The organism is Streptomyces sp. NPDC034103 (genome assembly GCF_055575395.1).
The window spans coordinates 262,551-284,490 of record NZ_JBVISS010000012.1 but is presented as its reverse complement, the minus strand read 5'-3'; the positions used below and the strand labels follow the sequence as shown (position 1 = coordinate 284,490).

15 protein-coding genes are annotated in these 21,940 nt (G+C 72.6%); 9 read left to right on the top strand and 6 right to left on the bottom strand.

The features are described 5' to 3' along the window. Window positions 1–417: 417 nt before the first annotated feature. Together ACZ56U_RS27610 and ACZ56U_RS27605 are read right to left on the bottom strand one after the other, a co-directional pair. Window positions 418–1,446 (bottom strand): lactonase family protein, encoded by a 1,029-nt coding sequence (locus ACZ56U_RS27610; RefSeq protein ID WP_469086662.1) that lies wholly within the window; start codon window positions 1,444–1,446, stop codon window positions 418–420. 388 nt (window positions 1,447–1,834) lie between these two features. Further along, complete coding sequence (locus tag ACZ56U_RS27605; RefSeq protein ID WP_469086661.1) at window positions 1,835–3,328, bottom strand: FUSC family protein; 1,494 nt, start codon at window positions 3,326–3,328, stop codon at window positions 1,835–1,837. Window positions 3,329–3,534: 206 nt separating this feature from the next. On the opposite strand from ACZ56U_RS27605, the gene ACZ56U_RS27600 reads away from it, so the two are divergent. Together ACZ56U_RS27600 and ACZ56U_RS27595 are read left to right on the top strand one after the other, a co-directional pair. Further along, window positions 3,535–4,011, top strand: coding sequence for an Lrp/AsnC family transcriptional regulator (locus ACZ56U_RS27600; RefSeq protein WP_391242848.1), 477 nt, complete (start codon window positions 3,535–3,537; stop codon window positions 4,009–4,011). A gap of 13 nt (window positions 4,012–4,024) precedes the next feature. Further along, window positions 4,025–4,720 carry an HAD family hydrolase gene (locus ACZ56U_RS27595; RefSeq protein ID WP_469086660.1) on the top strand — a complete coding sequence of 232 codons (696 nt, stop codon included), beginning with the start codon at window positions 4,025–4,027 and terminating at the stop codon, window positions 4,718–4,720. A gap of 198 nt (window positions 4,721–4,918) precedes the next feature. On the opposite strand, the gene ACZ56U_RS27590 is transcribed toward ACZ56U_RS27595, so the two are convergent. Beyond that, window positions 4,919–5,689 carry a LysR substrate-binding domain-containing protein gene (locus ACZ56U_RS27590; protein ID WP_469086659.1) on the bottom strand — a complete coding sequence of 257 codons (771 nt, stop codon included), beginning with the start codon at window positions 5,687–5,689 and terminating at the stop codon, window positions 4,919–4,921. Window positions 5,690–5,747: 58 nt separating this feature from the next. On the opposite strand from ACZ56U_RS27590, the gene ACZ56U_RS27585 reads away from it, so the two are divergent. From ACZ56U_RS27585 to ACZ56U_RS27570, 4 genes are all read left to right on the top strand, one after another. Next, complete coding sequence (locus tag ACZ56U_RS27585) at window positions 5,748–6,146, top strand: DUF5997 family protein (RefSeq protein ID WP_469086658.1); 399 nt, start codon at window positions 5,748–5,750, stop codon at window positions 6,144–6,146. Between the two features lie 278 nt (window positions 6,147–6,424). Continuing rightward, window positions 6,425–8,155, top strand: coding sequence for an Ig-like domain repeat protein (locus ACZ56U_RS27580; protein ID WP_469086657.1), 1,731 nt, complete (start codon window positions 6,425–6,427; stop codon window positions 8,153–8,155). 305 nt (window positions 8,156–8,460) lie between these two features. After that, complete coding sequence (locus tag ACZ56U_RS27575; RefSeq protein WP_469086743.1) at window positions 8,461–11,379, top strand: glycosyl hydrolase 115 family protein; 2,919 nt, start codon at window positions 8,461–8,463, stop codon at window positions 11,377–11,379. 190 nt (window positions 11,380–11,569) lie between these two features. Continuing rightward, on the top strand, window positions 11,570–12,379 hold the full coding sequence (locus ACZ56U_RS27570) for a helix-turn-helix transcriptional regulator (protein ID WP_469086656.1): 810 nt from the start codon (window positions 11,570–11,572) through the stop codon (window positions 12,377–12,379). Here the strand turns inward: ACZ56U_RS27570 and ACZ56U_RS27565 are convergent. Further along, window positions 12,368–13,921, bottom strand: a complete 1,554-nt coding sequence (locus ACZ56U_RS27565) for an MFS transporter (RefSeq protein ID WP_469086655.1) — start codon at window positions 13,919–13,921, stop codon at window positions 12,368–12,370. The genes ACZ56U_RS27570 and ACZ56U_RS27565 overlap by 12 nt on opposite strands. Before the next feature lie 124 nt (window positions 13,922–14,045). Here ACZ56U_RS27565 and ACZ56U_RS27560 point away from each other — a divergent pair, with 124 nt between their 5' ends. After that, window positions 14,046–15,377, top strand: a complete 1,332-nt coding sequence (locus ACZ56U_RS27560; protein WP_469086654.1) for a HEAT repeat domain-containing protein — start codon at window positions 14,046–14,048, stop codon at window positions 15,375–15,377. 110 nt (window positions 15,378–15,487) lie between these two features. Here ACZ56U_RS27560 and ACZ56U_RS27555 read toward each other — a convergent pair whose 3' ends face one another. Together ACZ56U_RS27555 and ACZ56U_RS27550 are read right to left on the bottom strand one after the other, a co-directional pair. Continuing rightward, a complete protein-coding gene (locus tag ACZ56U_RS27555) occupies window positions 15,488–18,862 on the bottom strand; it encodes a pyruvate carboxylase (protein ID WP_469086653.1) in 3,375 nt (1,124 codons plus the stop codon). A gap of 114 nt (window positions 18,863–18,976) precedes the next feature. Then, the gene (locus ACZ56U_RS27550; RefSeq protein ID WP_469086652.1) at window positions 18,977–20,176 is read right to left on the bottom strand and encodes a cysteine desulfurase-like protein; all 1,200 of its coding nucleotides are present in this window, start codon (window positions 20,174–20,176) and stop codon (window positions 18,977–18,979) included. A gap of 245 nt (window positions 20,177–20,421) precedes the next feature. On the opposite strand from ACZ56U_RS27550, the gene ACZ56U_RS27545 reads away from it, so the two are divergent. Then, on the top strand, window positions 20,422–21,405 hold the full coding sequence (locus tag ACZ56U_RS27545) for a trypsin-like serine peptidase (RefSeq protein WP_469086651.1): 984 nt from the start codon (window positions 20,422–20,424) through the stop codon (window positions 21,403–21,405). Window positions 21,406–21,495: 90 nt separating this feature from the next. Continuing rightward, window positions 21,496–21,939, top strand: coding sequence for a DUF6174 domain-containing protein (locus ACZ56U_RS27540; RefSeq protein WP_469086650.1), 444 nt, complete (start codon window positions 21,496–21,498; stop codon window positions 21,937–21,939). The last annotated feature ends 1 nt before the right edge of the window (window position 21,940 follow it).

Sequence of the window (21,940 nt, the reverse complement as noted above, 5' to 3'; positions counted from 1 at the left end):
ACCACGCCACGCACAGCCGTGAAACCGCCGAAGGGCCCCTTCCACGCCGGAAGCGGGCCCTTCGGCGTGTGTCCGCACGCGGTGCAGCGAGACACCATCGCAGCCGGCGGGCCGGACAGGCCGGTCGAGGCACCCCGAGCCGACCGATCCGGCACCGGGCCGGTCGCGCCCCCGGCGGGCTGGGGGCCCGGCGAACTGGGGGCCCGGCGAACTGGGGTTACGGCGCGCTGGGGCAGGGGGGGCGGCGGACCAGGCCCGGCCACTCGAACCTGCGGCGCCCGGCATCCGGCATCCGCCGCCCGGCATGACATCCGGCCCCCGACCCTCCGGCCCCCGACCCTCCGGCCCCCCGATCCTCCGCCCCCGCCCCTCCGCCCCCGCCCCTCCGGCCCCGGCGTCCAGCCCCCCGCCCCCCGGTCAGTCGAAGATCACGCAGGACGCCGCCGGGAGTTTGAGCGCGCCGGTGCGGGACGGCAGGCCCGTGTGGGGGTCGGTCGAGAACCAGGTCACGTCGCCCGAGCGTTCGTTGGCGGCGTACAGGAAACCGGCCGACTCGGTGAGCGCCCGCGGCCAGTGGCCGCCGCAGGGCACGGTGCCGACGAGTCGCAGCCTGTCGTCCTCGACGGCGAGCGTGGACAGGACGTCCTCGCCTCGGGTGGCGGTCCAGACGAAGCGGCCGTCGGGTGAGACCACCACACCCGAGGGGTAGGCGTCGCCGACCGGGGCGCCCGGCAGCAACTGGGCCTCCGTCAGCGGCTCCAGGAGGCCGTCGTCGGCGTCCCAGCGGCAGACGGTGACCGTCGGGGCGAGTTCGTTGACGACGTAGGCGCGGGTGCCGTCGGGGTGGAAGGTCAGGTGGCGCGGGCCGGAGCCGGGCCGCAGGGCGAACTCTCGGTGGGGTTCGGGGCGGCCGCCGGTCACCGTGCACACGCGCACCGAGTCCGTGCCGAGGTCGACGCTGACCGCCCACCGCCCGCTCGGGTCGGCCTGCACCTGGTGGGCGTGCGGGGCCTGCTGGAACCGCGGGTGCGGTCCGGACCCGGTGTGCCGCAGGCTCCCGGACGGGGCGCCCGCGAGGGTCCCGTCCGGGCGCAGGGGCACGGCGGTGACGCTGCCGGAACCGTAGTCGGCGGTCAGGACGTGACCGTCGTACAGCCCGAGGTGGGTGGGTCCGCCGCCGACCGGCACGGGACGGCCGAGGGGCTCGATCTTGTCGTCGGCGACCCGGTACGCGGCGACCGCGCCCTCGGCGGTCTCGCTCACCGCGTAGAGCGTGCGCCTGTCGGGCGACAGGGCCAGGTAGGAGGGGTCGGGCAGGCCGTTCACACTGCCCAGGGGCGTCAGCGAACCGTCGTCCGGGGCCACGGCCGCCAGCACGATCCCCGGCCCTCCGGCCGCCGTGAAGGACCCGATGAAGGCCCGCCGTCGCTCGCCGCCGTCTGCCACCGGAGTCCCCTCTCGGTCCTGTGCCGTCGTGGGCGACGGCTTCAGCCGATCATCGAAGGTCGAAGGTCTAGACCTTACACCGCGAGCGTCTTCGCCCCGCAAGGGGACGCGGAGCCATTCGACGTTCCACCACTCGACGTTCCGCCCCCCGACGTTCCATCACCCGCCGTTCCGCACGCCACGTTCCGCCGCCCGGCGCTCAGCCGACGCGCTGGCCGACGTCCTCAGCCGCCGCCGGAGTCACGCACCGGCTCCCGCCCACCGGCTTCCCGGCCTCGGCGTGGCGGACATCCACCGAAAGACGGCGTGGCGGACGTCCACCGGGCAGCGCCCCCGACACGGCCCACGCCGGGAGCGGAACGGGGTCTCCCCGATCGCCCCGGCGGGGTCACGCGCCGACGAGCGGCGACCCGGACGGTGACCGCAGCGGTGTCGCCAGCTCGGCGAGGGCCCGTTCCAGGCCGTGCAGATGGGCCAGCGCGGGCTCGGACGCGGGCGGCTGGTCGGTGACGGCCAGCTCGTCGAGGCGTCCGTCGGTGAGTGCCTCCACCGCGGCCTCCACGCGCCAGCAGGCCGCGGCGAGGCGGGCGTCGTGGGAGGCCTCGGGGTCGGCGGCGACGGCGACCAGGCCGCGGATCTCGCGCGCGCAGTCGTCGAGGAGCGCCAGCACGCGGTGGGCGCGCCGCTTGCGGCCGAGCATCGGGTTGAGCGGGTGCACCAGCGGGGCGACCGAGAGCCGTACCCGGGCCAGCAGGTGCTCCAGTTCGGCCACCCGCGGGGCCGGGTCGGCGTCCGCGACCCCGCGCAGCCGGGCGGCGGTCTCGGCGGTGCAGGCGTGGACGCAGCGCAGGGCGCGCTGGATCCAGGCGTCGGTGGTGGTGTGGGTGGTGACGGGCAGCACGAACAGCACGGCGAGGACGGCCCCGAGCGCCCCGACGCCGGTCTCCACCAGGCGCAGGGCGAGCAGGCCGGGGGTGAGCAGGCCCAGCAGGCCGTACAGCAGCTCGGCGAGGACGGTGACGCAGAGCATCATCCAGGTGTACGAGACCGCGGCCGTGTAGAAGATCCCGAAGACGCAGGCGGCGAGGAGCACGGCCGAGGGCACCGGGGCTCCCGCCAGCGGGACGGCGACGAGCAGTCCGAGGCCGATGCCGATGACCGTGCCGAGGACCCGGCGGAAGCCGCGGACGAGGGTCTCGCCGCGCGAGGTGGTGTTGACGAAGACCCACCAGGTGGCGCCGACGGCCCAGTACCAGCGTTCCGGGGAGACCAGTTGACCCACGACCAGCGCGAAGGCCGCGCCGGTGGTCGCCTGGACCGCCTGGCGGGTGGTCACCCGGGCGAGGCCCGTGCCGGCGGGCGGGGCGGGGACCGGGGCCGGGGGCAGCCGACGCTCGTAGCACCACAGGCCGAAGCGGACCACGGCCGCGCTGAGCACGGACAGCAGGACGGCCGCGTACAGCTCGGGCAGCCGTTGCGGGGTGGCCCGCAGGAACTGGGCGACGAAGAAGGTCATGAACGCGAACACCCCGAGGCTGTGTCCGCGCGGTCCCCAGCGGCGCGCGTACACGCCCGCGCCGATCACCGCGAGGAAGGTGAGGTCGCGGGCGACGGGGTGGTCGTGCAGGAGGGTGGCGGCAGCCAGTACGGGGAGGCCGACGACCGGGAGCAGCGCGGTGGTCACGGCCTGGGCGCGGACCGTGGCGTCGGTGACGGTGAAGAGCGCGAGCAGGGCGGCGAGGCCGCCGGTGACGGCGCCGACGAGGGAATGTCCGGCGAGGCCGGAGACGAGGACCGCGAGCCCGATGCCCAGTACGGCCCGGGCGGCGAAGCGCAGCCGTACGCGCCCCGGGTCCGGTGCCGTGAACATCCTCTTCAGCACTGCTGTCCGCCCCCTGCATCCCATCGAGTACCTGCATGAAAAAGGCGCCGCGGGGGTCCGCAGCGCCATCGACCGGCCCATTGCAGCATCACCGCCCCGACTGGCTCAAGCGACACCGACTAGGCTGGACCATTGGCACAGACAAACCGGTCCCGGCTCCTCCAGTGGCGGGCCAACGGACCACGGACGACGAAGGGCCGCGCACCATGGCCGTGGACGAGCTCGACACCCGCATCCTGCGCCTGCTGCTGGAGCGGCCTCGCACCAGCGTGCGCGAGTACGCCCGGATTCTCGGCGTCGCGCGGGGCACGCTTCAGGCCCGCCTGGACCGGCTGGAGCGGGACGGTGTGATCACCGGCACCGGACCGGCCCTCTCCCCCGCGGCCCTCGGCCACCCCGTGCTCGCGTTCGTGCACATCGAGGTCACCCAGGGGCGGCTGGACGACGTGGGCGACGCGCTGGCCTCGGTGCCGGAGATCGTCGAGGCCTTCTCGATCGCGGGCGGCGGAGATCTGCTGACCCGGGTCGTGGCGCGGGACAACGCGCATCTGGAGGACGTGATCCAAAAGGTGATCAGCCTGCCGGGGGTGGTCCGCACCCGCACGGAGGTGGCCCTGCGCGAGCGGGTGCCGCACCGGCTGCTGCCCCTGGTGGAGTCGATCGGCCGCGCCGTCCGTGCCTGACATCCTGGGCGCCATGAGCAATCTCGGCAGCCTCTCGGTCATCTTCGATCTCGATGGAACGCTCGTGGACAGCGAGCCGAACTACTACGAGGCGGGCCGCCAGATCCTCGCCGAGCACGGTGTCCCCGACTTCACCTGGGAAGAGCACGAGCGCTACGTCGGCATCAGCACGCTGGAGACGGTCCAGCTGTGGAAGCGCCGCTACGACCTGGGGCCTTCCGTCGAGGAGTTGTTCGCCGCGACGAACCGCCGCTATCTGGAGCTGGCCCGCGCGAACACGCCCGCCTACCCCGAGATGCGCGCGTTCGTGGCACTGCTGGCCTCCGAGGGCGTGCCGTTGGCCGTGGCCTCGGGTTCCTCGCCCGAGGCCATCGACGCGATCCTGGCCGGTACCGGCCTGGACGCGTATCTGCGCACCGTCGTCTCCGCCGACGAGGTCGAGCGCGGCAAGCCGGCGCCGGACGTCTTCCTGGAGGCGGCCCGCCGGCTCGGCGCCGACCCGGCCGACTGTGTGGTCCTGGAGGACGCGGCCCCGGGCGCCGCCGCCGCGCACGCGGCCGGGATGCGCTGCATCGCGATCCCCTACGTCGCCGCCCAGGCGGACGCCCCGGAGTTCGCCACCGCGGACCTGCTGGTGCGCGGCGGCCAGCGGGAGTTCACGGCCCGAGCCGCGTACGACTGGCTCGCGCGCTCGGCGACGGCATCCTGACCGCACGCGAGGTACCCCGTCCCGCCCCGCCCCGCCCCACGGCGGAGGCGTTTCCCCGTCTGCCGGACGGTTTCCCGCGCCCCGTGAAGGCGCTTCGCGCCAGAACGCCTGGGTAGCCGCCCGCCTGCTGAGCCGGACCGACGGCCAGGCCTTGATCAGTACGGCGGACAGGGCGACGTACGCCCTGGTTCTGTCGCCCTACGACCGGCGCTTGGGCTTGCCGCGCTTGGCACCCTGGGGCTTCTTGCCGGCGGGCGGCTTGCGTCGGCCGGCGGTGCCGTCGGTGCCGGCGGACCGCCTGGTCTGCTGCTTCGGCTGTTTCTTCGGCTGGGCCTGCGTCCCGGCGGTCCGGTCCGTGGAGCGGCCCCGGGTGCTGTTGACCGTGCGGCCTCGGACGATGCCGATGAAGTCCTCGACCATGTCCGTGGTCGCGTCCTCCCGCCACGACAGGGCGACCGCGGACACGGGGGCGTCCGTGACCGGCCGGTAGGTGAGGTCCTTGCGGTGGTGCAGCCGGGCCAGGGACTGCGGGACGACCAGTACGCCGATCCCGGCCGCGACCAGCTCGACGGCGTCCTCCGTGGTCGCCGGGCGCTCGAGGGCGGGGCGGCCCGGCGGCCGGTCCCAGTCCAGGACGTCGTCGAGGGGGTGCAGCACGATCTCCTCGGCCAGGTCCTCCCCGGTCACCTCGTCGACCGCAGCGACGACGTGGTCCTTGGGAACGACGACGACCGTGGTCTCCTCGTACAGCGGGATGGCGCTGAACACCGTACGGTCGACCGGCAGCCGGACCAGACCGGCGTCCGCGGCGCCGTCCCGGAGCGCGTCGCGTGCCTCGGGGGCGGGGAGCTGGAGGAGGGTGAGCGGGATGTCGGGCAGCCGCTCGTTCCAGATCCGCACCCACTTCGAGGGCGTCACGCCCGGAACGTAGGCGAGCCGGAACTGCGGGGGTTCTTCCGAGCCTGTCACCTGGCCAGGTTACCGGCCGTGGTCGGCGGCGGTTCACCCAGTGGATACCCTGGACACCATGACGCAGCACCAGAACACCCAGACGATGAAGCCCGCGACAGCGGCGAAGAAGCTGGGTGTGTACCTCGAGGCCACCCCCGCCGAGTTCCGTGAGGGTGTCGTCTCGCGGGCCGAGCTCAACCAGCTCCAGACCGAGCCGCCCCAGTGGCTCCAGGACCTCCGGGCCCACGGCCCGCACCCCCGGCCGGTGGTCGCGGCCAAGCTCGGCGTGTCCATCGCGGGCCTGGCGCGTGGCGGTGTCACCGAGGCGCTGACCACCGAGCAGATCGAGGCGCTGAAGCAGGAGCAGCCCGAGTGGCTGGTGAAGGAGCGCGCCACGCAGGCCGAGGTCCGCAAGGAGACGGCCCGGCTGAAGAAGAAGAACGCCGAGAAGGCCGACCTCGCCGACAGCGACTGACATACGACTGACGACGTGCGTCCGCGGTTCCCGACCGCGCTACCGACGTACGTCCGCGACGCCCGCGCGCGGTGCGGCGGCGTCGAGGGTTTCCCCCGCGCCGGCGGGCCCCGCGTCGGCGGGCCGGCCGAGACCCTCGACGCGCGGTCGACCCCGGTGGCGGAATCGCCGGCTCCCCACGCGCCCCCTTGATCACAGGATCTTCACCCCTGTTACATGAGGGGCACATGGGTCTCTCCGCTCCGGGTGAGGCCCAACCACGCCTGTGGGGGGCACAATTGAACACCGCACACCGTCCCAGACGTCTCGCCGCCGCCGTCGTCACCGCGGCGCTCGCCGCCACCGGACTGACCGTCGCGGCCGCGCCCGCGGCCCACGCGGCGGCCTCCGACGCGGTGGCCAAGCTGCCGATCACGTCGTACTCGGCCCTGGCCGTGGACTCCGCGCACGAACGCGTCTACGTCGCCGACGGCAACCTGGGCACCTACGCCACCGGCCTGATCGCCGTCTACAACTTCCAGGGCGAACGGGTCACCACGATCAGCACCCAGCAGCACATCTCCGGGCTGGCGCTGAACGCGGACGGCTCCACCCTCTACGTCGGCGGACGCGAGGTGCTCTGGCGCTACGACACCAGCACCTACCAGGCGAACGGCCTGTACGTCTCCACCGACACCTGCGGCCGCAGCCTCGCCTTCTCCGGCGGTACGGCGTACTTCACCACGCCGTACGCGCCCTCCGCGTCGGGCTGCGACGCCACGCTCACCTACCTCGACTCCTACGCCCCCGCGGACAACACCGCGCCGCGCACCAACTGGCAGGACCACGGCAAGCTCCAGCTGGAGGCCGGGCCCGGTGACCGGATGCTGCTGGGGCAGCCGCTGAACGCGCAGGCGGCCGACCCGTTCCTGACCGTGTACGACACCAGCGGTGGCACCCTGGTCCGGAAGGCGGCCCGGCGCTTCGCCGACGCCGACGGCCAGGGCGCCCTGAACCTGAAGGACATGGCGTTCTCCGCCGACGGCAGCAAGGTCGCGGTCGCCGACTCGGACCAGGGCACCCGGCTGCTGAACACCACCGACCTGTCCGACGCGGACACCGGCTACCCGGCCCTACCCGCCGGGGCCGGCGCCAGCGCGGTCGCCTTCAGCGGGGACGGCAAGTACCTCGCCCGCGGCGCCTCCGCCTCCGGCGCGACCCCGGACCTGCTGGTGCAGCCCGCGGACCCGACCGACTCCACCGCACCGCTGGAGTTCGCCTTCGAGGGCAGCCTCGACGGCGACCGGGTCGCACCGCGCGGCATGGAGTGGTCCGCCGACGGCGCCCGGCTGTTCACGGTCACGACCAACGCGGCCGGCAACCAGTACTGGCTGCACGTCATCCAGCCCCCGGCCGTGCAGTACGACGTACGCCTCGGCAGCGCGCTCACCCACAGCCCCGCCCAGGCCGTCGTGGGCGAGCCGCTGTCGGTGCGGGGCCGGCTGGAGCACGACGGACCGGCGCCCGCCGAGCCGCTGCGGGTCAGGGCGACCCGTACGGACGCCCGGGGCAGCCATGACCTGGGCACCTTCACGGTCAAGGCGGACGGCTCCTACACCGTCCTGGACGAGCCCGAGGTGCTCGGGAACGCCACCTACACCGTCTCCTACCTCGGTGACCTCACCCACCGCCCGGCGACCGACGTCACCCACACGGTGTCCGTCGGCAAGGCACCCACCTCGATCGCCCTGACCGCCCCGGCCGAGGCCTCGCTGACCACAGGCGTCGAGATCACCGGCACCTTCACCGCCCGGGGCAGGGCGCTCCCGGAGCGGGCGGTGCTGAAGGTGGAGCGCACCGACCGGCTCGGCACCGGCACGCTGTCGTCGGTGACGGTCGCCGCGGACGGCACCTTCAGGATCAACGACATCCCGCGCACCCGGCGGGAGACCACCTACAAGGTGAGCTGGCCGGGCGACGACCTGCACACGGGCTCGACGGCGTCCGCGACGGTGTACGTCACCCGCTGACCCCTCGCGCCCGCCCCCCTCCGGCGGCGGCCCCGGACCCTCTGACGGCCGCCGCCGGGTTCCCACCTCGCACCGCGGGCCATCCCCATGGCCAACTCCCCCACGCATCACTCTGGACGCTCTGGCGGGACCTGCCCTAGGCTGCGCAGCAAGCGCTTTCTAAGCCAGTCCCGTCATGCGCCGAGCTCCGCCCACCGTCCGTGCGCGAGCCGACGCGGGCCGGCGCGGAAAGGTAGCGTCCCGTGCCGCACCGCGAACCGAACGGCCCGTCGCCCTCCTGGAGCCGCAAGTCCTTCCTGCGGGGCATGGCCGCGGCAGGGGTCGCTCCCTTGCTCCCCGGGCTGCTGCCCGCCGGCACCGCCCGGGCCGCGGAGTCCGGCCGGCCCCACTTCCCCCTGGTGGCCGACGGCACCGGCGTCGATGTCTTCGTGGACGCCGGTGACGACCCCGCCGTGATCCGCGCGGCCGGTGATCTCCAGGCCGACATCGAACGGGTCAGCGGAGTGCGTCCCGCCCTCGTCCACGCACCGCCCCGGAAGGCGGCCGGAGCGATCCTGGTCGGCACGCTCGGTGCGAGCCCGGTCATCGACCGCCTCGTCGAGGACGGCCGCCTGGACGTCTCCGGCGTGCGCGGACGCTGGGAGGCCTCCGTGACCCAGGTCGTGGAGCGTCCGGTGCCCGGTGTCGAGCGCGCGCTGGTGATCGCGGGCAGCGACCGGCGGGGCACGGTCTACGGGATCTACGACACCTCCGAGCGCATCGGCGTCTCGCCCTGGTACTGGTGGGCCGACGTACCGGTCGAGCACCGGGACACGGTGACGGTCCCCGCGGCCACCTTCAAGCGCCGGGAACCGTCCGTCCGTTACCGCGGGATCTTCATCAACGACGAGCAGAACCTGACCACGTGGTCGCACCGCACCCAGGAGCCCGACAAGAACATCGGCCCCAGGACCTACCAGCGTGTCTTCGAGCTGCTGCTCCGCCTCAAGGCCAACTACCTGTGGCCGGCCATGCACCCGTACTCCGACTTCTTCAACAAGCACCGCGAGAACCCCGAACTGGCCGAGCGCTACGGCATCGTCGTCGGTTCCAGCCATCCCGAGGCGCTGCTGCGCAACGGCGTCCACGAGTGGGAGCCGTGGGCCGCGGAACACCCGAACGCGGACGGCACCCTGCCCGTGTACGACTACACGGTCAACCCCACCGTGATCTCCGACTACTGGAGAGCCCGGGCCAGACAGAACGCGTCCTACGAGAGCAGCTGGACCCTCGGGATGCGCGGACTGCACGACAGCGCGCTGGAGACGAAGTACGCCACGACGATCCCCGAGAAGGTCGTCGTGATGAACGACATCATCGCCGACCAGCGCCGGATCCTGGCCGAGGAGGTCGGCGCCGCGGCCGAGCCGCAGATCTTCATCCCGTACAAGGAGGTCCTGGAGCTGTACAACGCGGGCGTCCAGGTCTCCGAGGACGTGACACTGATCTGGCCGGACGACAACCACGGCAACATGCGCCAGCTGCCGACCGCCGCGGAGCGCGCCCGCCCGGGCGGCAACGGGATCTACTACCACCTGTCCTACTGGGGCCGCCCGAAGAGCTACCTGTGGCTGGACACCACGCAACTGGCCAAGGTGTGGCAGGAGTTGCGCCGGGTGTACGAGCACGGCGTGGACCGCATGTGGATCTTCAACGTGGGGGACGTCAAGTCCATCGAGACCGGGCTGTCCTTCTCCATGGACATGGCCTGGGACGTGGACCGGTGGGACGCCGACGAGGTGGAGGACTTCCTCGCCGAGTGGGCCGGGCGGCAGTTCGGGCGCCTGCACCGGCGGGAGATCGCGGCGATCCGCACCGAGTACTACCGTCTCACGGCGGAGCTGCGGCCCGAGTTCATCGCGCGCGGCATCCTGTCGGTGATCCACCACGGGGACGAGGCGGGCCGTCGCCTGGGCGCGTACGAGCGGCTGTTGGAGCGGGTGCGGGCCGTGGGCGCCGAGTTGCCGGAGGCGTACCGGGACGCCTTCTTCGAACTGGTCGAATACCCCGTGCACGGGGCGTACTTGATGAACCTCAAGTACTACTGGGCCGATCGCAACGGGCTGGCCGTGACGCAGGGACGCGGGGCCGGGGCCAACCGGTTCGCGGATCTGGCGGAGGCGGCGCACACCCAGGAGGCGGCACTCACCAAGCGCTACAACACGGAGGTGGCGGGCGGGAAGTGGGACGGGATCGTCAATCCGTACCCTTCGCAGATTCCCAAGGCGCCGGGGCGGCCGGGCGTCACGCGGGTCGCCCGTCGGGAGACCTCGGGGCTGGGGGTGGCGGCGGAGGGGAACGAGACCGGGGCGGCACGTGCGCTGTCGTTCTCCTCCTACACCCGTGACCGGCGCTTCGTGGACGTCTTCAACACCGGTTTCCTGTCGCTGGACTGGACCGCCGAGGCCGCCACCCCCTGGCTCCGGCTCAGTTCGGCCGGCGGCTCACTGACCGAGCAGATCCGGGTGTGGGTCGAGGTCGACTGGGCGCGGGCACCGCAGGGCACGCTCGACACGACGGTCACCTTCACCGGCGCGGGACACAGCGTCGACGTGCCGGTGCGGGTGGTCAACGACGGCCTGCGCGCCCTGCGGCGGTCCCGGGGGTTCGTCGAGGCCAACGGTTTCGTGTCGATCGACGCCGCGCACTTCGAGCGGCGGGTGGCGCGGGGCGGAATGAACTGGCGGTTCGTCCGCGGCCTCGGACGCCGGAGCGGCGCGATGGAGGCGGGTCCGTCGACGGCCGCCCCGGTCGCCGGTGACTTCGCCCGGCGGGCACCGGAGTTGCGGTACCGGGTGCGGTTCGGCAGCACCGGCACCTTCCCGGTCACCGTCTTCCGGCTGCCCTCACTCGACGAGCGCGGGTACCGCCGGGTGGCCGTCGCCCTCGACGACCAACCGCCCGCCGTACTGACCGGGCAGGCCGTCGCCACCGGCAACCGCGGGGACGCCTGGGCCCGGAACGTGGAGGACGGCATCGAGAAGCTCACCACCACCGTGAGTGTCGCCCGGACAGGCGAGCATGTGCTGCGCCTGTTCATGGTGGACGCGGGCATCGCCGTGGACCAGATCGTCATCGACACCGGCGGGCTGCCGGTCAGTTACCTGGCGGCGCCCGAGAGCTACCACCCGGAGTTCAATCCGGAGCCGGGGTACGCGCCGGGTCTGGACGTACCGGAGCGCTAGACGGAAAGGGACTCCGTGCGGACCGCCGGTCCCCCGTGCCGGCGGTCCGCACGGAGAGAAGGGGAGAACCAGGCATCCCCTCCGGGCCTGCTCCCCCTGCCTGCGGCCGCCGAGGCGCCGATGTGCTGGAGTACACGAGAACGTCACTGTTGCTCTGTTGCATTCTGGAGTGGCAGGAGGTGACGCAGGTATGGGTACAACTGCGTACGCGGACGAGCGGAGCACGAACGTGGCACAGGGGCTGGGCGGAGCCTACGAACGCATGCTGGCGGTGGCCGTCGCCGCACTCCACGAGCGTGATCCCGGGCGGTTGTGGCCGTCGGTGGCGGGCGCGCTGCCCGACCTCATCGGCGGCGAGGTGCTGATCTACAAGCTGGACGACTGGACCGAGAGCGGGGGCACACTGGGTCTGTCGCCCGACGCGGCCCCGGACTTCGCGGCTCTCGGGGACGAGGACATGGGGCTGCTGCGAGCCGGGTACCCCTTCGCCCAGCACTACGAGGCACGTCGGGACCGGGCGCCGGTGACCGCGGGCCGGGCGGCCGGCCGGGCGTGGTCCGCGAGCCGGACCGCCCGGCTGATCGACGACGTCATGGACATGGACCACGCGCTCGGGATACCGCTGCCGGAGTCGGGAACGCCGATCACGGGCTGTCTCGTCTACCGCTCCGGCCGTGACTTCTCCGACGAGGAGGTCGTGGTCGCCGGGCGGCTTCAGCCACTGCTGGCCGGGATAGAGCAGCAACGGCAGCTCCTGGAGCGGGTGGTGGTGCCGGCCGGCGACGACGTGGGCCTGACACCGCGGGAGTCGACGGTGCTGCTCCTGCTGGGCGACGCCCTGACCGCCGCCGCGATGGGCAGGCGGCTCGGTATCTCCGAACGCACGGTCCACAAGCACGTCGCGAACATCTACCGCAAGCTCGGCACCCACGACCGGCTCGGGACGGTGCTGCGCGCCCAGCAGTTGGGCCTGGTTCCGGCGCCGGCCTCACTGGGGTGAGGGCATCCCGTCGCCCTTGAGGCGTTCCAGGTCGGACGGGCGGACCTGGATGGCGATCACGGCGATCAGCGCGGCGACCGCGGCGAAGACGGCCGCGACGATGAAGGCGGCCGAGACTCCGGCGGTGAGGACCTCGTCGCCCCAGTGCCCGGGGAGTTGCCCGGTGCGCTTGTACTGGAGGAGCTCGGCCGGGGTGGCCTGCTCCAGGAAGCGCGGGACCTGCTTCTCCGCCTCGTTGGTGCTGGCCGTGCCGAACATCGTGACCAGGATGGACAGTCCGAGCGAACCGCCGACCTGCTGGGTGGCGTTGAGGAGTCCGGAGGCCGCGCCGGTCTCCCGCACGGACACGTTGGAGAGCGCCATCAGGGTCAGCGAGACGAACTCCATGCCCATGCCCAGGCTGAAGACCAGGATCGGGCCGAGGACACTGCCCGCGTAGGTGGAGTTGACGTCGGTCAGGGTCAGCCAGGCCAGTCCGACCGCCGCGAGGATCGCGCCCACCACCATGAACGGCTTCGGACCGTACGTCGGCAGGAACTTCGAGGCCAGCCCGGCGCCGACCGCGATGACCACGCTCACCGGCAGGAAGGCGAAGCCGGTGGCCAACGGGCTGAAGTTCAGGACGTTCTGCACGAAGAGCGTGAGGAAGAAGAACATGCCGAAGATCGCGGCGGCCAGGCAGAGCATGATGCCGTAGGTGCCCGCGCGGTTGCGGTCGGCGAACATGTGCAACGGCGTGATGGGTTGCCGGGAACGCCGCTCGACCAGGACGAACGCCACGAGGAAGACGACGGCCGCGCCGAACGAGGCCAGCGTGAGCGCGTCCCGCCAGCCCTCCTGGGCGGCTCTGATGAACCCGTAGACGAGCAGGACCATGCCGACGGTCGAGGTCAGGGCGCCGGTGATGTCGAAGTGACCGGGATGGCGCTCGGACTCCCTGATCCAGCGGGGCGTGGCGAGGGCGATGAGCAGCCCGATGGGGACGTTGACGAAGAGCACCCACCGCCAGTTCAGGTACTCGACGAGAATGCCGCCGGCGAGCAGTCCGATCGCTCCGCCGCCCGCCGAGACCGCGGCGAACACCCCGAACGCCCGGTTGCGTTCCGGGCCTTCGCGGAAGGTCGTGCTGATCAGGGCCAGCGAGGTCGGGGAGGCGATGGCGCCGCCGACTCCCTGGAGGGCGCGGGCGGCGAGGAGTTGGGCCTCGTTCTGGGCGAGGCCGCCCAGCAGGGAGGCGAGCACGAAGAGCAGGACGCCACAGATGAACACCCGCCGTCTGCCGAGGATGTCACCGGCGCGGCCGCCGAGGAGCAGCAGGCCGCCGAAGGTGAGGGTGTAGGCGTTGACCACCCAGGCCAGGCTGGTGGTGGAGAAGTCCAGGGAGCGCTGGATGTCCGGCAGCGCGATGTTCACGATGGTGATGTCGAGGACCACCATCAACTGGCAGGAGGCGATGACCAGCAGGGCCATGCCGTTCCCGCCACCGCCGGTCTTCCCGGTGGTGGCCTGAGCTGCGGAGGTCGGTTGCGGGCTGCTGCTCATGGCGTACCGCACTTTCGGTGAACGGTGGCGTCCACTGTCCGACCGTACGCCTGGGTCGGGACCCTCACCACTCGATCATCGGGGACGGGGGTGGGTGTCGGTGCCGCCGTCTAGGGTTCCCCCCATGGACGAGACGATGACCGCCGAACTCGCCTCGGCGCTGGACCTGTTGTGCGACGAGGGCTCGCCCGTCGAGTGGAGTGTGCCGGCGGACGTGCTCGTGAGGATCGGCGAACCGGCGCTGTTCCCGCTGGCCGACGCGCTCGCGTCGGCGCGCTCGCCCGAGGTGGAGCGGCGGGCCGTCTGGACGCTGGCCCGCCTCGATGTGGCGGATCCGGGGAGCTACCTGCCGCTGTTGCGGCACTCGCACGCGGCGGTCCGCAACACCGCACTGGCGACCTTCAAGTTCCTGGGCGAGGCCGCGTTCGGGTACGCCGACCAGCTGATCCCCTTGCTGGGGGACCCGGAGGCCGACATCCGGCGGCAGGCGGTCTTGGCGTTCCAGGCGATGGGCGGCTCGGCGGTTCCCTTGCTGGAGCGTCTGCGCCGGCAGCCCGCGACCGGACCCAGGATCCGGGCCACCGCGTTGGAGGCGCTGGCGGGGATCGGCGGGCCGAACGCGCTCAGCGACCGGGACCTGGCCGCATGGCGTCGGCTGACGAGGATCAAGCAGCTGGTGGAGGTGCCCGAGAACCTGCATCTGTGCGGCTCCTGGTTCGCGGTGCCGAGCGTCGACCAGGCGGCGGTGCTGGCGGCGTTCGACCTGGGCGAGCCGGAGCGGGTCACCTTGCGCACCGGTGCGTCGGCCTGGAACCACGACAGTCACCACTGGCACCGCAAGCGCCCCCATGAGCGCTGTGCCCGGGTCTTCGTCAGCCCGGCGCTGGACGGCTGGACGCTGGTCTTCGGCGACTCCTCGCAGGACACGCACCGCGTCGAGGACGCGGACGACCCGCAGGCGGTCCGCGGCGAGGTGGTACGTGAGCGGTGCGCCGACCTGAGCCGCCGGTTCGGGGCCGCGCACTGGTACGGCATGAGCTGCGGGGACGGCTGGACCGCGTGGTGCATCGCCGAGGGCGGCGAAGTGGTGCGCTTCTACGACGTCTTCGAGGCCGAGGAGAAGGGGGCCGTGGGCGCCCGGCACCCCGCCGAGTCGGGTTGTCTCCTGCCGCACGAGACGGTCGACAGCGATGCCCTCGACTCGTTCCTCGACGAACTGTCGAACGCGGGCGACCAGTTGGACGTCGAGGACTTCTACAGCCGCTACGCACAGGCGAGAAGGGACCTCGGGATACCCGACACCTGCTACGCCACGGACATCGCGGCCCGTCTCTCGGTCAATCCCGGAGCGCTCGGGACGCTCGGGGCGAGAACCCGGATCTCGGGTTCCGGGGTCCTCGCCCTCACCGCGTGCGGCCGTCGGTACGGCCACCCCGCCGGAGCGCTCAAGGCCTGACCGGGCCCTGGTGCCGCGGCAGGCGACGTTCGCCCCGGCGCGACGCCCGGCACGCACTCTCGCCGCACCGGCCGCCGCTCCTTGACGGGCAGACGTCGCCTGCCCCGGCCCTAGCCGATCTCGAAGAGCAGATCGCCGCCCTCCACCTGCTGGATGCGGTTGATGGCCAGGCGGGTCACCCGTCCGCCCTTCGGCGCGGTGATGGCGGCCTCCATCTTCATCGCCTCGATGGTGGCGACCGTGCCGCCGGCCTCGACCTCGTCGCCCTCGGTGACCGCGAGGGTGACCACCCCGGCGAACGGCGCGGCGACATGGCCGGGGTTGGCGCGGTCGGCCTTCTCGGTGACCGGGACGTCGGAGGCGGCCGCGGTGTCCCGCACCGGGATGGGCCGGAGCTGGCCGTTCAGGGTGGACATCACGGTGCGCATCCCGCGTTCGTCGGCTTCGCCGACGGCCTCCAGGCCCAGCAGCAGCCGGACGCCGGGTTCGAGGTCGACGGCGTACTCCTGGCCCGGGCGCAGCCCGTAGAAGAAGTCCTTGCTGTCCAGGACGCTGGTGTCACCGAAGGTCTGGCGGTGCGTCTCGAAGTCGCGGGTCGGGCCGGGGAAGAGGAGCCGGTTGAGGGTGGCGCGGCGGTCCTTGTCCAGGCCGGCGCGGTCCTCCGGCGTGAGCTGCGGTGCCGGCTTCGGGTCGGCGCGGCCTTCGAGGGCCTTGCTGCGGAAGGGCTCCGGCCAGCCGCCGGGTGGGGTGCCCAGCTCGCCGCGGAGGAAGCCGATCACGGAGTCGGGGATGTCGAAGCGGTCCGGCGTCGCCTCGAAGTCCTCCGGGGAGACCCCGGCGCCGACGAGGTGCAGGGCGAGATCGCCGACGACCTTGGAGGACGGGGTGACCTTGACGAGGTGGCCGAGGATGCGGTCGGCGGCGGCGTACATCTCCTCGATGTCCTCGAACCGGTCGCCAAGGCCGAGGGCGACGGCCTGGGTGCGCAGGTTGGAGAGCTGGCCGCCGGGGATCTCGTGGTCGTAGACCCGTCCGGTCGGGGAGGCCAGGCCCGCCTCGAAGGGGGCGTAGATCCGGCGGACGCTCTCCCAGTACGGCTCCAGGTCGCCGACGGCCCGCAGGTCGAGGCCGGTGGGGCGGGCCGAGTGGTCGGTCGCGGCGACGATCGCCGACAGGGAGGGCTGCGAGGTGGTGCCCGCCATGGAGGCCACGGCCCCGTCGACGGCGTCGGCGCCGGCCTGGATCGCGGCCAGGTAGGTGGCGAGCTGGCCGCCCGCGGTGTCGTGGGTGTGGATGTGGACCGGCAGGTCGAACTCGCGGCGCAGCGCGGAGACCAGGGTGGCGGCGGCCGGGGCCCGCAGCAGGCCGGCCATGTCCTTCACGGCCAGGACGTGGGCGCCGGCCTCGACGATCTGCTCGGCCAGGCGCAGGTAGTAGTCGAGGGTGTAGAGGCGCTCGTTCGGGTCGGACAGGTCGGAGGTGTAGCAGAGGGCGACCTCGGCGATCGCGGTCCCCGTCTCGCGTACGGCCTCGATCGCCGGGCGCATCTGGCCGACGTCGTTGAGGGCGTCGAAGATGCGGAAGATGTCGATGCCGGTGGCGGCGGCCTCCTGGACGAAGGCGTCGGTCACCTCGGTCGGGTACGGGGTGTAGCCGACGGTGTTGCGGCCGCGCAGCAGCATCTGGAGGCAGATGTTGGGGACGGCCTCGCGCAGGGCGGCGAGCCGTTCCCAGGGGTCCTCGGCGAGGAAGCGCAGGGCGACGTCGTAGGTGGCGCCGCCCCAGCACTCCAGGGAGAGCAGCTCGGGCAGGGTGCGCGCGACGACGGGGGCGACGGCGAGGAGGTCCTTGGTGCGGACCCGGGTGGCGAGCAGGGACTGGTGGGCGTCGCGGAAGGTGGTGTCGGTGACGCCGATGGTCGGGGACTCGCGCAGCCAGCGGGCGAAGCCCTCGGGGCCGAGCTCGGTGAGCTTCTGCTTGGAGCCGGCCGGTGGCACCTCGGAGGTCGTTCGCGGCAGCTTGCTGGTGGGGTCGATCAGCTCGGGGCGCTCGCCGTGCGGCTTGTTCACCGTGACGTCGGCGAGGTAGGTGAGCAGCTTGGTGCCGCGGTCGGCGGAGTGCCGGGAGGTCAGCAGGTGCGGGCGCTGTTCGATGAACGCGGTGGTGACCCGGCCCGCCTGGAAGTCCGGGTCGTCGAGGACGGCCTGGAGGAAGGGGATGTTGGTGGCCACGCCGCGGATGCGGAACTCGGCCACGGCACGCCGGGCCCGCTTGACGGCGGTGTCGAAGTCCCGGCCGCGGCAGGTGAGTTTGACCAGCATGGAGTCGAAGTGGGCGCTGATCTCCGTACCGGCGTGGGTGGTGCCGCCGTCCAGGCGGATGCCGGAGCCGCCGGGCGAGCGGTAGGCGCTGATGCGGCCGGTGTCGGGGCGGAAGCCGTTGGCGGGGTCCTCGGTGGTGATACGGCACTGGAGGGCGGCGCCGTGCAGGGTGACCGCCTCCTGGGAGAGGCCGAGGTCGGCGAGGGTCTCACCGGCGGCGATGCGCAGCTGGGACTGGACGAGGTCGACGTCGGTGACCTCCTCGGTGACCGTGTGCTCGACCTGGATGCGCGGGTTCATCTCGATGAAGACGTGGTTGCCGTGCGGGTCGAGCAGGAACTCCACGGTGCCGGCGTTACGGTAGCCGATCTCGCGGGCGAAGCGTACGGCGTCGGCGCAGATCCGGTCCCGCAGCCCGGGGTCGAGGTTCGGCGCCGGGGCGAGCTCGATGACCTTCTGGTGGCGGCGCTGCACCGAGCAGTCCCGTTCGAAGAGGTGGATGACGTTGCCCTCGCCGTCGGCGAGGATCTGCACCTCGATGTGGCGGGGGTCGACGACGGCCTTCTCCAGGAACACGGTGGGGTCGCCGAACGCGGAGGCCGCCTCGCGGGCCGCCGCCTCGATGGACTCGCGCAGCTGGGCGGGGTCCTCGACGCGGCGCATACCGCGCCCGCCGCCGCCTGCGACGGCCTTCACGAAGACCGGGAACCCGACGTCCTCGGCGGCCCGTACCAGCTCGTCCACGTCGCTGGAGGGCGCCGAGGAGCCCAGGACCGGTACGCCGGCCGCGCGGGCGGCGGCCACGGCACGGGCCTTGTTGCCCGTCAGCTCCAGGATGTCCGCGCTGGGCCCGACGAAGGTGATGCCCGCCTCCTCGCAGGCCCGGGCCAGCTCGGGATTCTCGGACAGGAACCCGTAGCCCGGGTAGACGGCGTCGGCGCCGGCCTGCCGGGCGGCGCGGATGATCTCCTCGACGGAGAGATAGGCCCGCACGGGATGCCCGGGTTCGCCGATCTCGTACGCCTCGTCGGCCTTGAGCCGGTGCAGTGAGTTGCGGTCCTCATGGGGGAAGACGGCGACCGTCCTCGCGCCCAGCTCGTAGCTGGCTCGGAACGCGCGAATCGCGATCTCACCGCGGTTGGCGACCAGTACCTTGCGAAGCATTCGGATCCCTTCGGCCTGCTGGTGACGGACACCATGGTCGCGGCTGCGGCGGCGAGGTGCCATGAGACCCGGGTCACGCCGGGACGGAGTTTTGTCTCGTTGGTCCGATCGGCCTCACAGGAACTCGGCCAGCCCCGTGAGGAGCCTGTCGACGTCGTCCGCGTCGTTGTAGGGCGCGAGGCCGACGCGCAGTCCTCCGGTGTCGCCGAGGCCGAGGTGCCGGGAGGCCTCGATGGCGTAGAAGGCGCCGGAGGGGGCGTGCACCCCGCGTTCGGCCAGGAAGCGGTACGCCGCCACGGTGTCGTGGTCCTCGAAGGTGAGCAGCAGGGTGGGGGTGCGGTCGGCCGCCCGGGAGTGGACGGTGACGCCGTCGAGCGCGGCCAGCCCCTTGTCCAGCTGGGTGCGCAAAGTCTGCTCGTGGGCCTCGAGCGCTGTGTAGGCGGCGGCCAGCCGCTCGCGCCGGGTGCCGGTGGCGCTCGGGTCGAGGCCCGCGAGGAAGTCCACCGCCGCCCGGGTGCCGGCGAGGAACTCATAGGGCAGGGTGCCGAGTTCGAAGCGCTCGGGGACCGCGTCGGTGGAGGGCAGCAGCTTGTCCGGGCGCAGGGTCTGCAGCAGCTGCGGGTCGGCGGCGAGGACTCCGTGGTGCGGGCCGAGGAACTTGTACGGGGAGCAGACGTAGAAGTCGGCCCCGAGCCGTGCCAGGTCGACCAGGGCGTGGGCGGCGTGGTGGACGCCGTCGACGTACACGAGCGCCCCCACCTCATGGGCCAGCCGGGAGATCTCCGGGATCGCGGGGCGGGTGCCGATGAGGTTGGAGGCGGCGGTGACGGCGACCAGCCGGGTGCGGTCGGTCAGCACGGCGCGGAGGTGGTCGGGGGTCAGCTCGCCGGTGGCGGGGTCGAAGTCGGCCCAGCGCACGGTGGCTCCGGCGCGTTCGGCGGCCTGGACCCAGGGGCGGATGTTGGCGTCGTGGTCGAGGCGGGTGACGACGATCTCGTCGCCGGGCGACCAGGTTCTGGCGAGGGTGCGGGAGAAGTCGTAGCCGAGCTGGGTGGCGCTGCGGCCGAAAACGATGCCCCTGGGGTCCGCCGCGAGCAGGTCGGCCATGGCCCGGCGGGTCTCGGTGACGATGGCCTCGGCGTTGCGCTCCCCCGGCAGGCCGTGCCCCCGGTTCGACAGCGGGTGGGCCATGGCGTCGGCGACGGCGTCGATGACGGGCCGGGGTGTCTGGGTGCCGCCGGGTCCGTCGAAGTGGGCCGTTCCGGCGGCCAGGGCGGGGAACTGGGAGCGGAGGGCGGCGATGTCGTACGTCACGAGGGGCTCCAATGCGGGTGCCGTTCCGGGCCGGGGCCCGGGGACAACCTCGTCCTGCGGGCCCGGGGCCCGAGTCAACCTCATCCTTCCGTCCCGGTCGAGATCACCTCCCTGTGCCGTCGTCGGGGCGGGGCTGTGCCTTTTCGGCCATCATCCTGACGTGCACCTGCCCAAATGGGGCTGTCGGTGGCACTCTGCGCGCAGAACGGTCGCCCCCTCCGACCCCCACCGCAGAAGGAGACCGCGTGATAGGCAGACTGCGTTCGGCCCTGATCGGCGTCGCCGCGCTCCTGGCCGGCGGCGCGCTCGTCACCCCGGCCGGCGCCGCCCCCGGTCCGGGAGCCGTGCCGTCCACCGCGCAGGAACACGTGTCGCTCGCCGCGCAGGAACGCGCCCAGGGGTTCTGGACCCCGGAGCGGATGCGGGCGGCGACCCCGCTCGACGTCCTGTCCGTCGACCGCTCGGACGTGAGGACGGCCGAGCCGCGCAAGGGCAGCAGGACGATCGTGGCGCCGAGCGCGCCCGGCTCGTCCGTCGGGCCGCTGGCGTTTCCCGAGAACGGTGGTGAGTGGACCGGCGGCGGGGCCGTCGTCCGGACCGCGGGCCGGGTGTTCTTCACCTACCAGGGCCGCACCGCCTCCTGCTCCGGCAACGCCGTCACCAGCGCCAACAAGTCCACCGTCCTGACCGCCGGGCACTGTGTGAAGCTGGAGGGCGCCTGGCACACCAACTGGGTGTTCGCGCCCGGCTATCACGACGGCCAGACCCCGTACGGCACCTGGACGGCGTCCAGAACACTGTCCACCCCGCAGTGGACGGCGAGCGAGGACATCAACTACGACGTCGGCGCGGCCGTGGTGGCCCCGCTGGACGGCAAGCGGCTCACCGATGTCGTCGGCGGGCAGGGCGTGGCCTTCAACACCGGCTACAACAAGGCGATGTACGCCTTCGGCTTCCCCGCCGCCGCCCCCTACGACGGCCAGAAGTTCATCTACTGCTCCGGCACCACCTACCGGGACTTCCTGCTCTCCGGTGACCACGGGCTGACCTGCGACATGACCGGCGGCTCCAGCGGCGGCCCCTGGTTCACGCAGTTCAACGAGTCCACGGGGACCGGGCTCCAGTCCTCGGTGAACAGCTTCAAGTACAACTTCCTGCCGAACGCCATGTACGGGCCGTACTTCGGCGCGGACGCGCAGAACCTGTACCAGACGGCCCAGTCCTCCTGAGCCCTCACCGACGGCACGGACACCGGCCGGTCCCGAACGTTCCGGGGCCGGCCGGCGTCGTAGCGGTAACCGTCTTCGAAGGGGGCCGCCATGACCGTCGTACGCCCGCTCCTCTGCCTGGCCGTGCTGGTGGGCTCCCTGACCGCCTGCGGTGACGGGACGGGGTCGGGCGCACCCGCCTGGGAGGAGCCCGCCTCGTACGCCTACACGCTGACGTCCAGCGAGGGCGAGCGGGCCCTCATCGGCACCTTCCGGATCACGGTCCGGGACGGCGAGGTCACCGAGGCGGTCGGCCTCGACGCCGGCGCGCGCCGGGTGGTACGGCAGCTGCCCGATCAAGTACCGACGCTGGGCGTCCTGTTGGCCGAGCTGGAGCAGGCGCGGGACGACGACGCGGACATCGCCGAGGCGCGGTACGCGGCGGACGGCCATCCGACCCTCATCGAGCTGGACGGGGACGCGGACGCCATGGACGACGAGGCGCGTTACGAGATCACGGACTACGCGCCGGGCGAGGGAGCGGCCGGGAGTTGAC

Bases quoted from the DNA above. Each gene is read 5' to 3' on its own strand.
- ACZ56U_RS27555 (WP_469086653.1), bottom strand. From the start codon at position 18,862: ATGCTTCGCAAGGTACTGGTCGCCAACCGCGGTGAGATCGCGATTCGC.
- ACZ56U_RS27600 (WP_391242848.1), top strand. From the start codon at position 3,535: ATGGCCGTGGACGAGCTCGACACCCGCATCCTGCGCCTGCTGCTGGAG.
- ACZ56U_RS27570 (WP_469086656.1), top strand. From the start codon at position 11,570: ATGGGTACAACTGCGTACGCGGACGAGCGGAGCACGAACGTGGCACAG.
- ACZ56U_RS27565 (WP_469086655.1), bottom strand. From the start codon at position 13,921: ATGAGCAGCAGCCCGCAACCGACCTCCGCAGCTCAGGCCACCACCGGG.
- ACZ56U_RS27595 (WP_469086660.1), top strand. From the start codon at position 4,025: ATGAGCAATCTCGGCAGCCTCTCGGTCATCTTCGATCTCGATGGAACG.
- ACZ56U_RS27560 (WP_469086654.1), top strand. From the start codon at position 14,046: ATGGACGAGACGATGACCGCCGAACTCGCCTCGGCGCTGGACCTGTTG.
- ACZ56U_RS27575 (WP_469086743.1), top strand. From the start codon at position 8,461: ATGGCCGCGGCAGGGGTCGCTCCCTTGCTCCCCGGGCTGCTGCCCGCC.
- ACZ56U_RS27585 (WP_469086658.1), top strand. From the start codon at position 5,748: ATGACGCAGCACCAGAACACCCAGACGATGAAGCCCGCGACAGCGGCG.
- ACZ56U_RS27540 (WP_469086650.1), top strand. From the start codon at position 21,496: ATGACCGTCGTACGCCCGCTCCTCTGCCTGGCCGTGCTGGTGGGCTCC.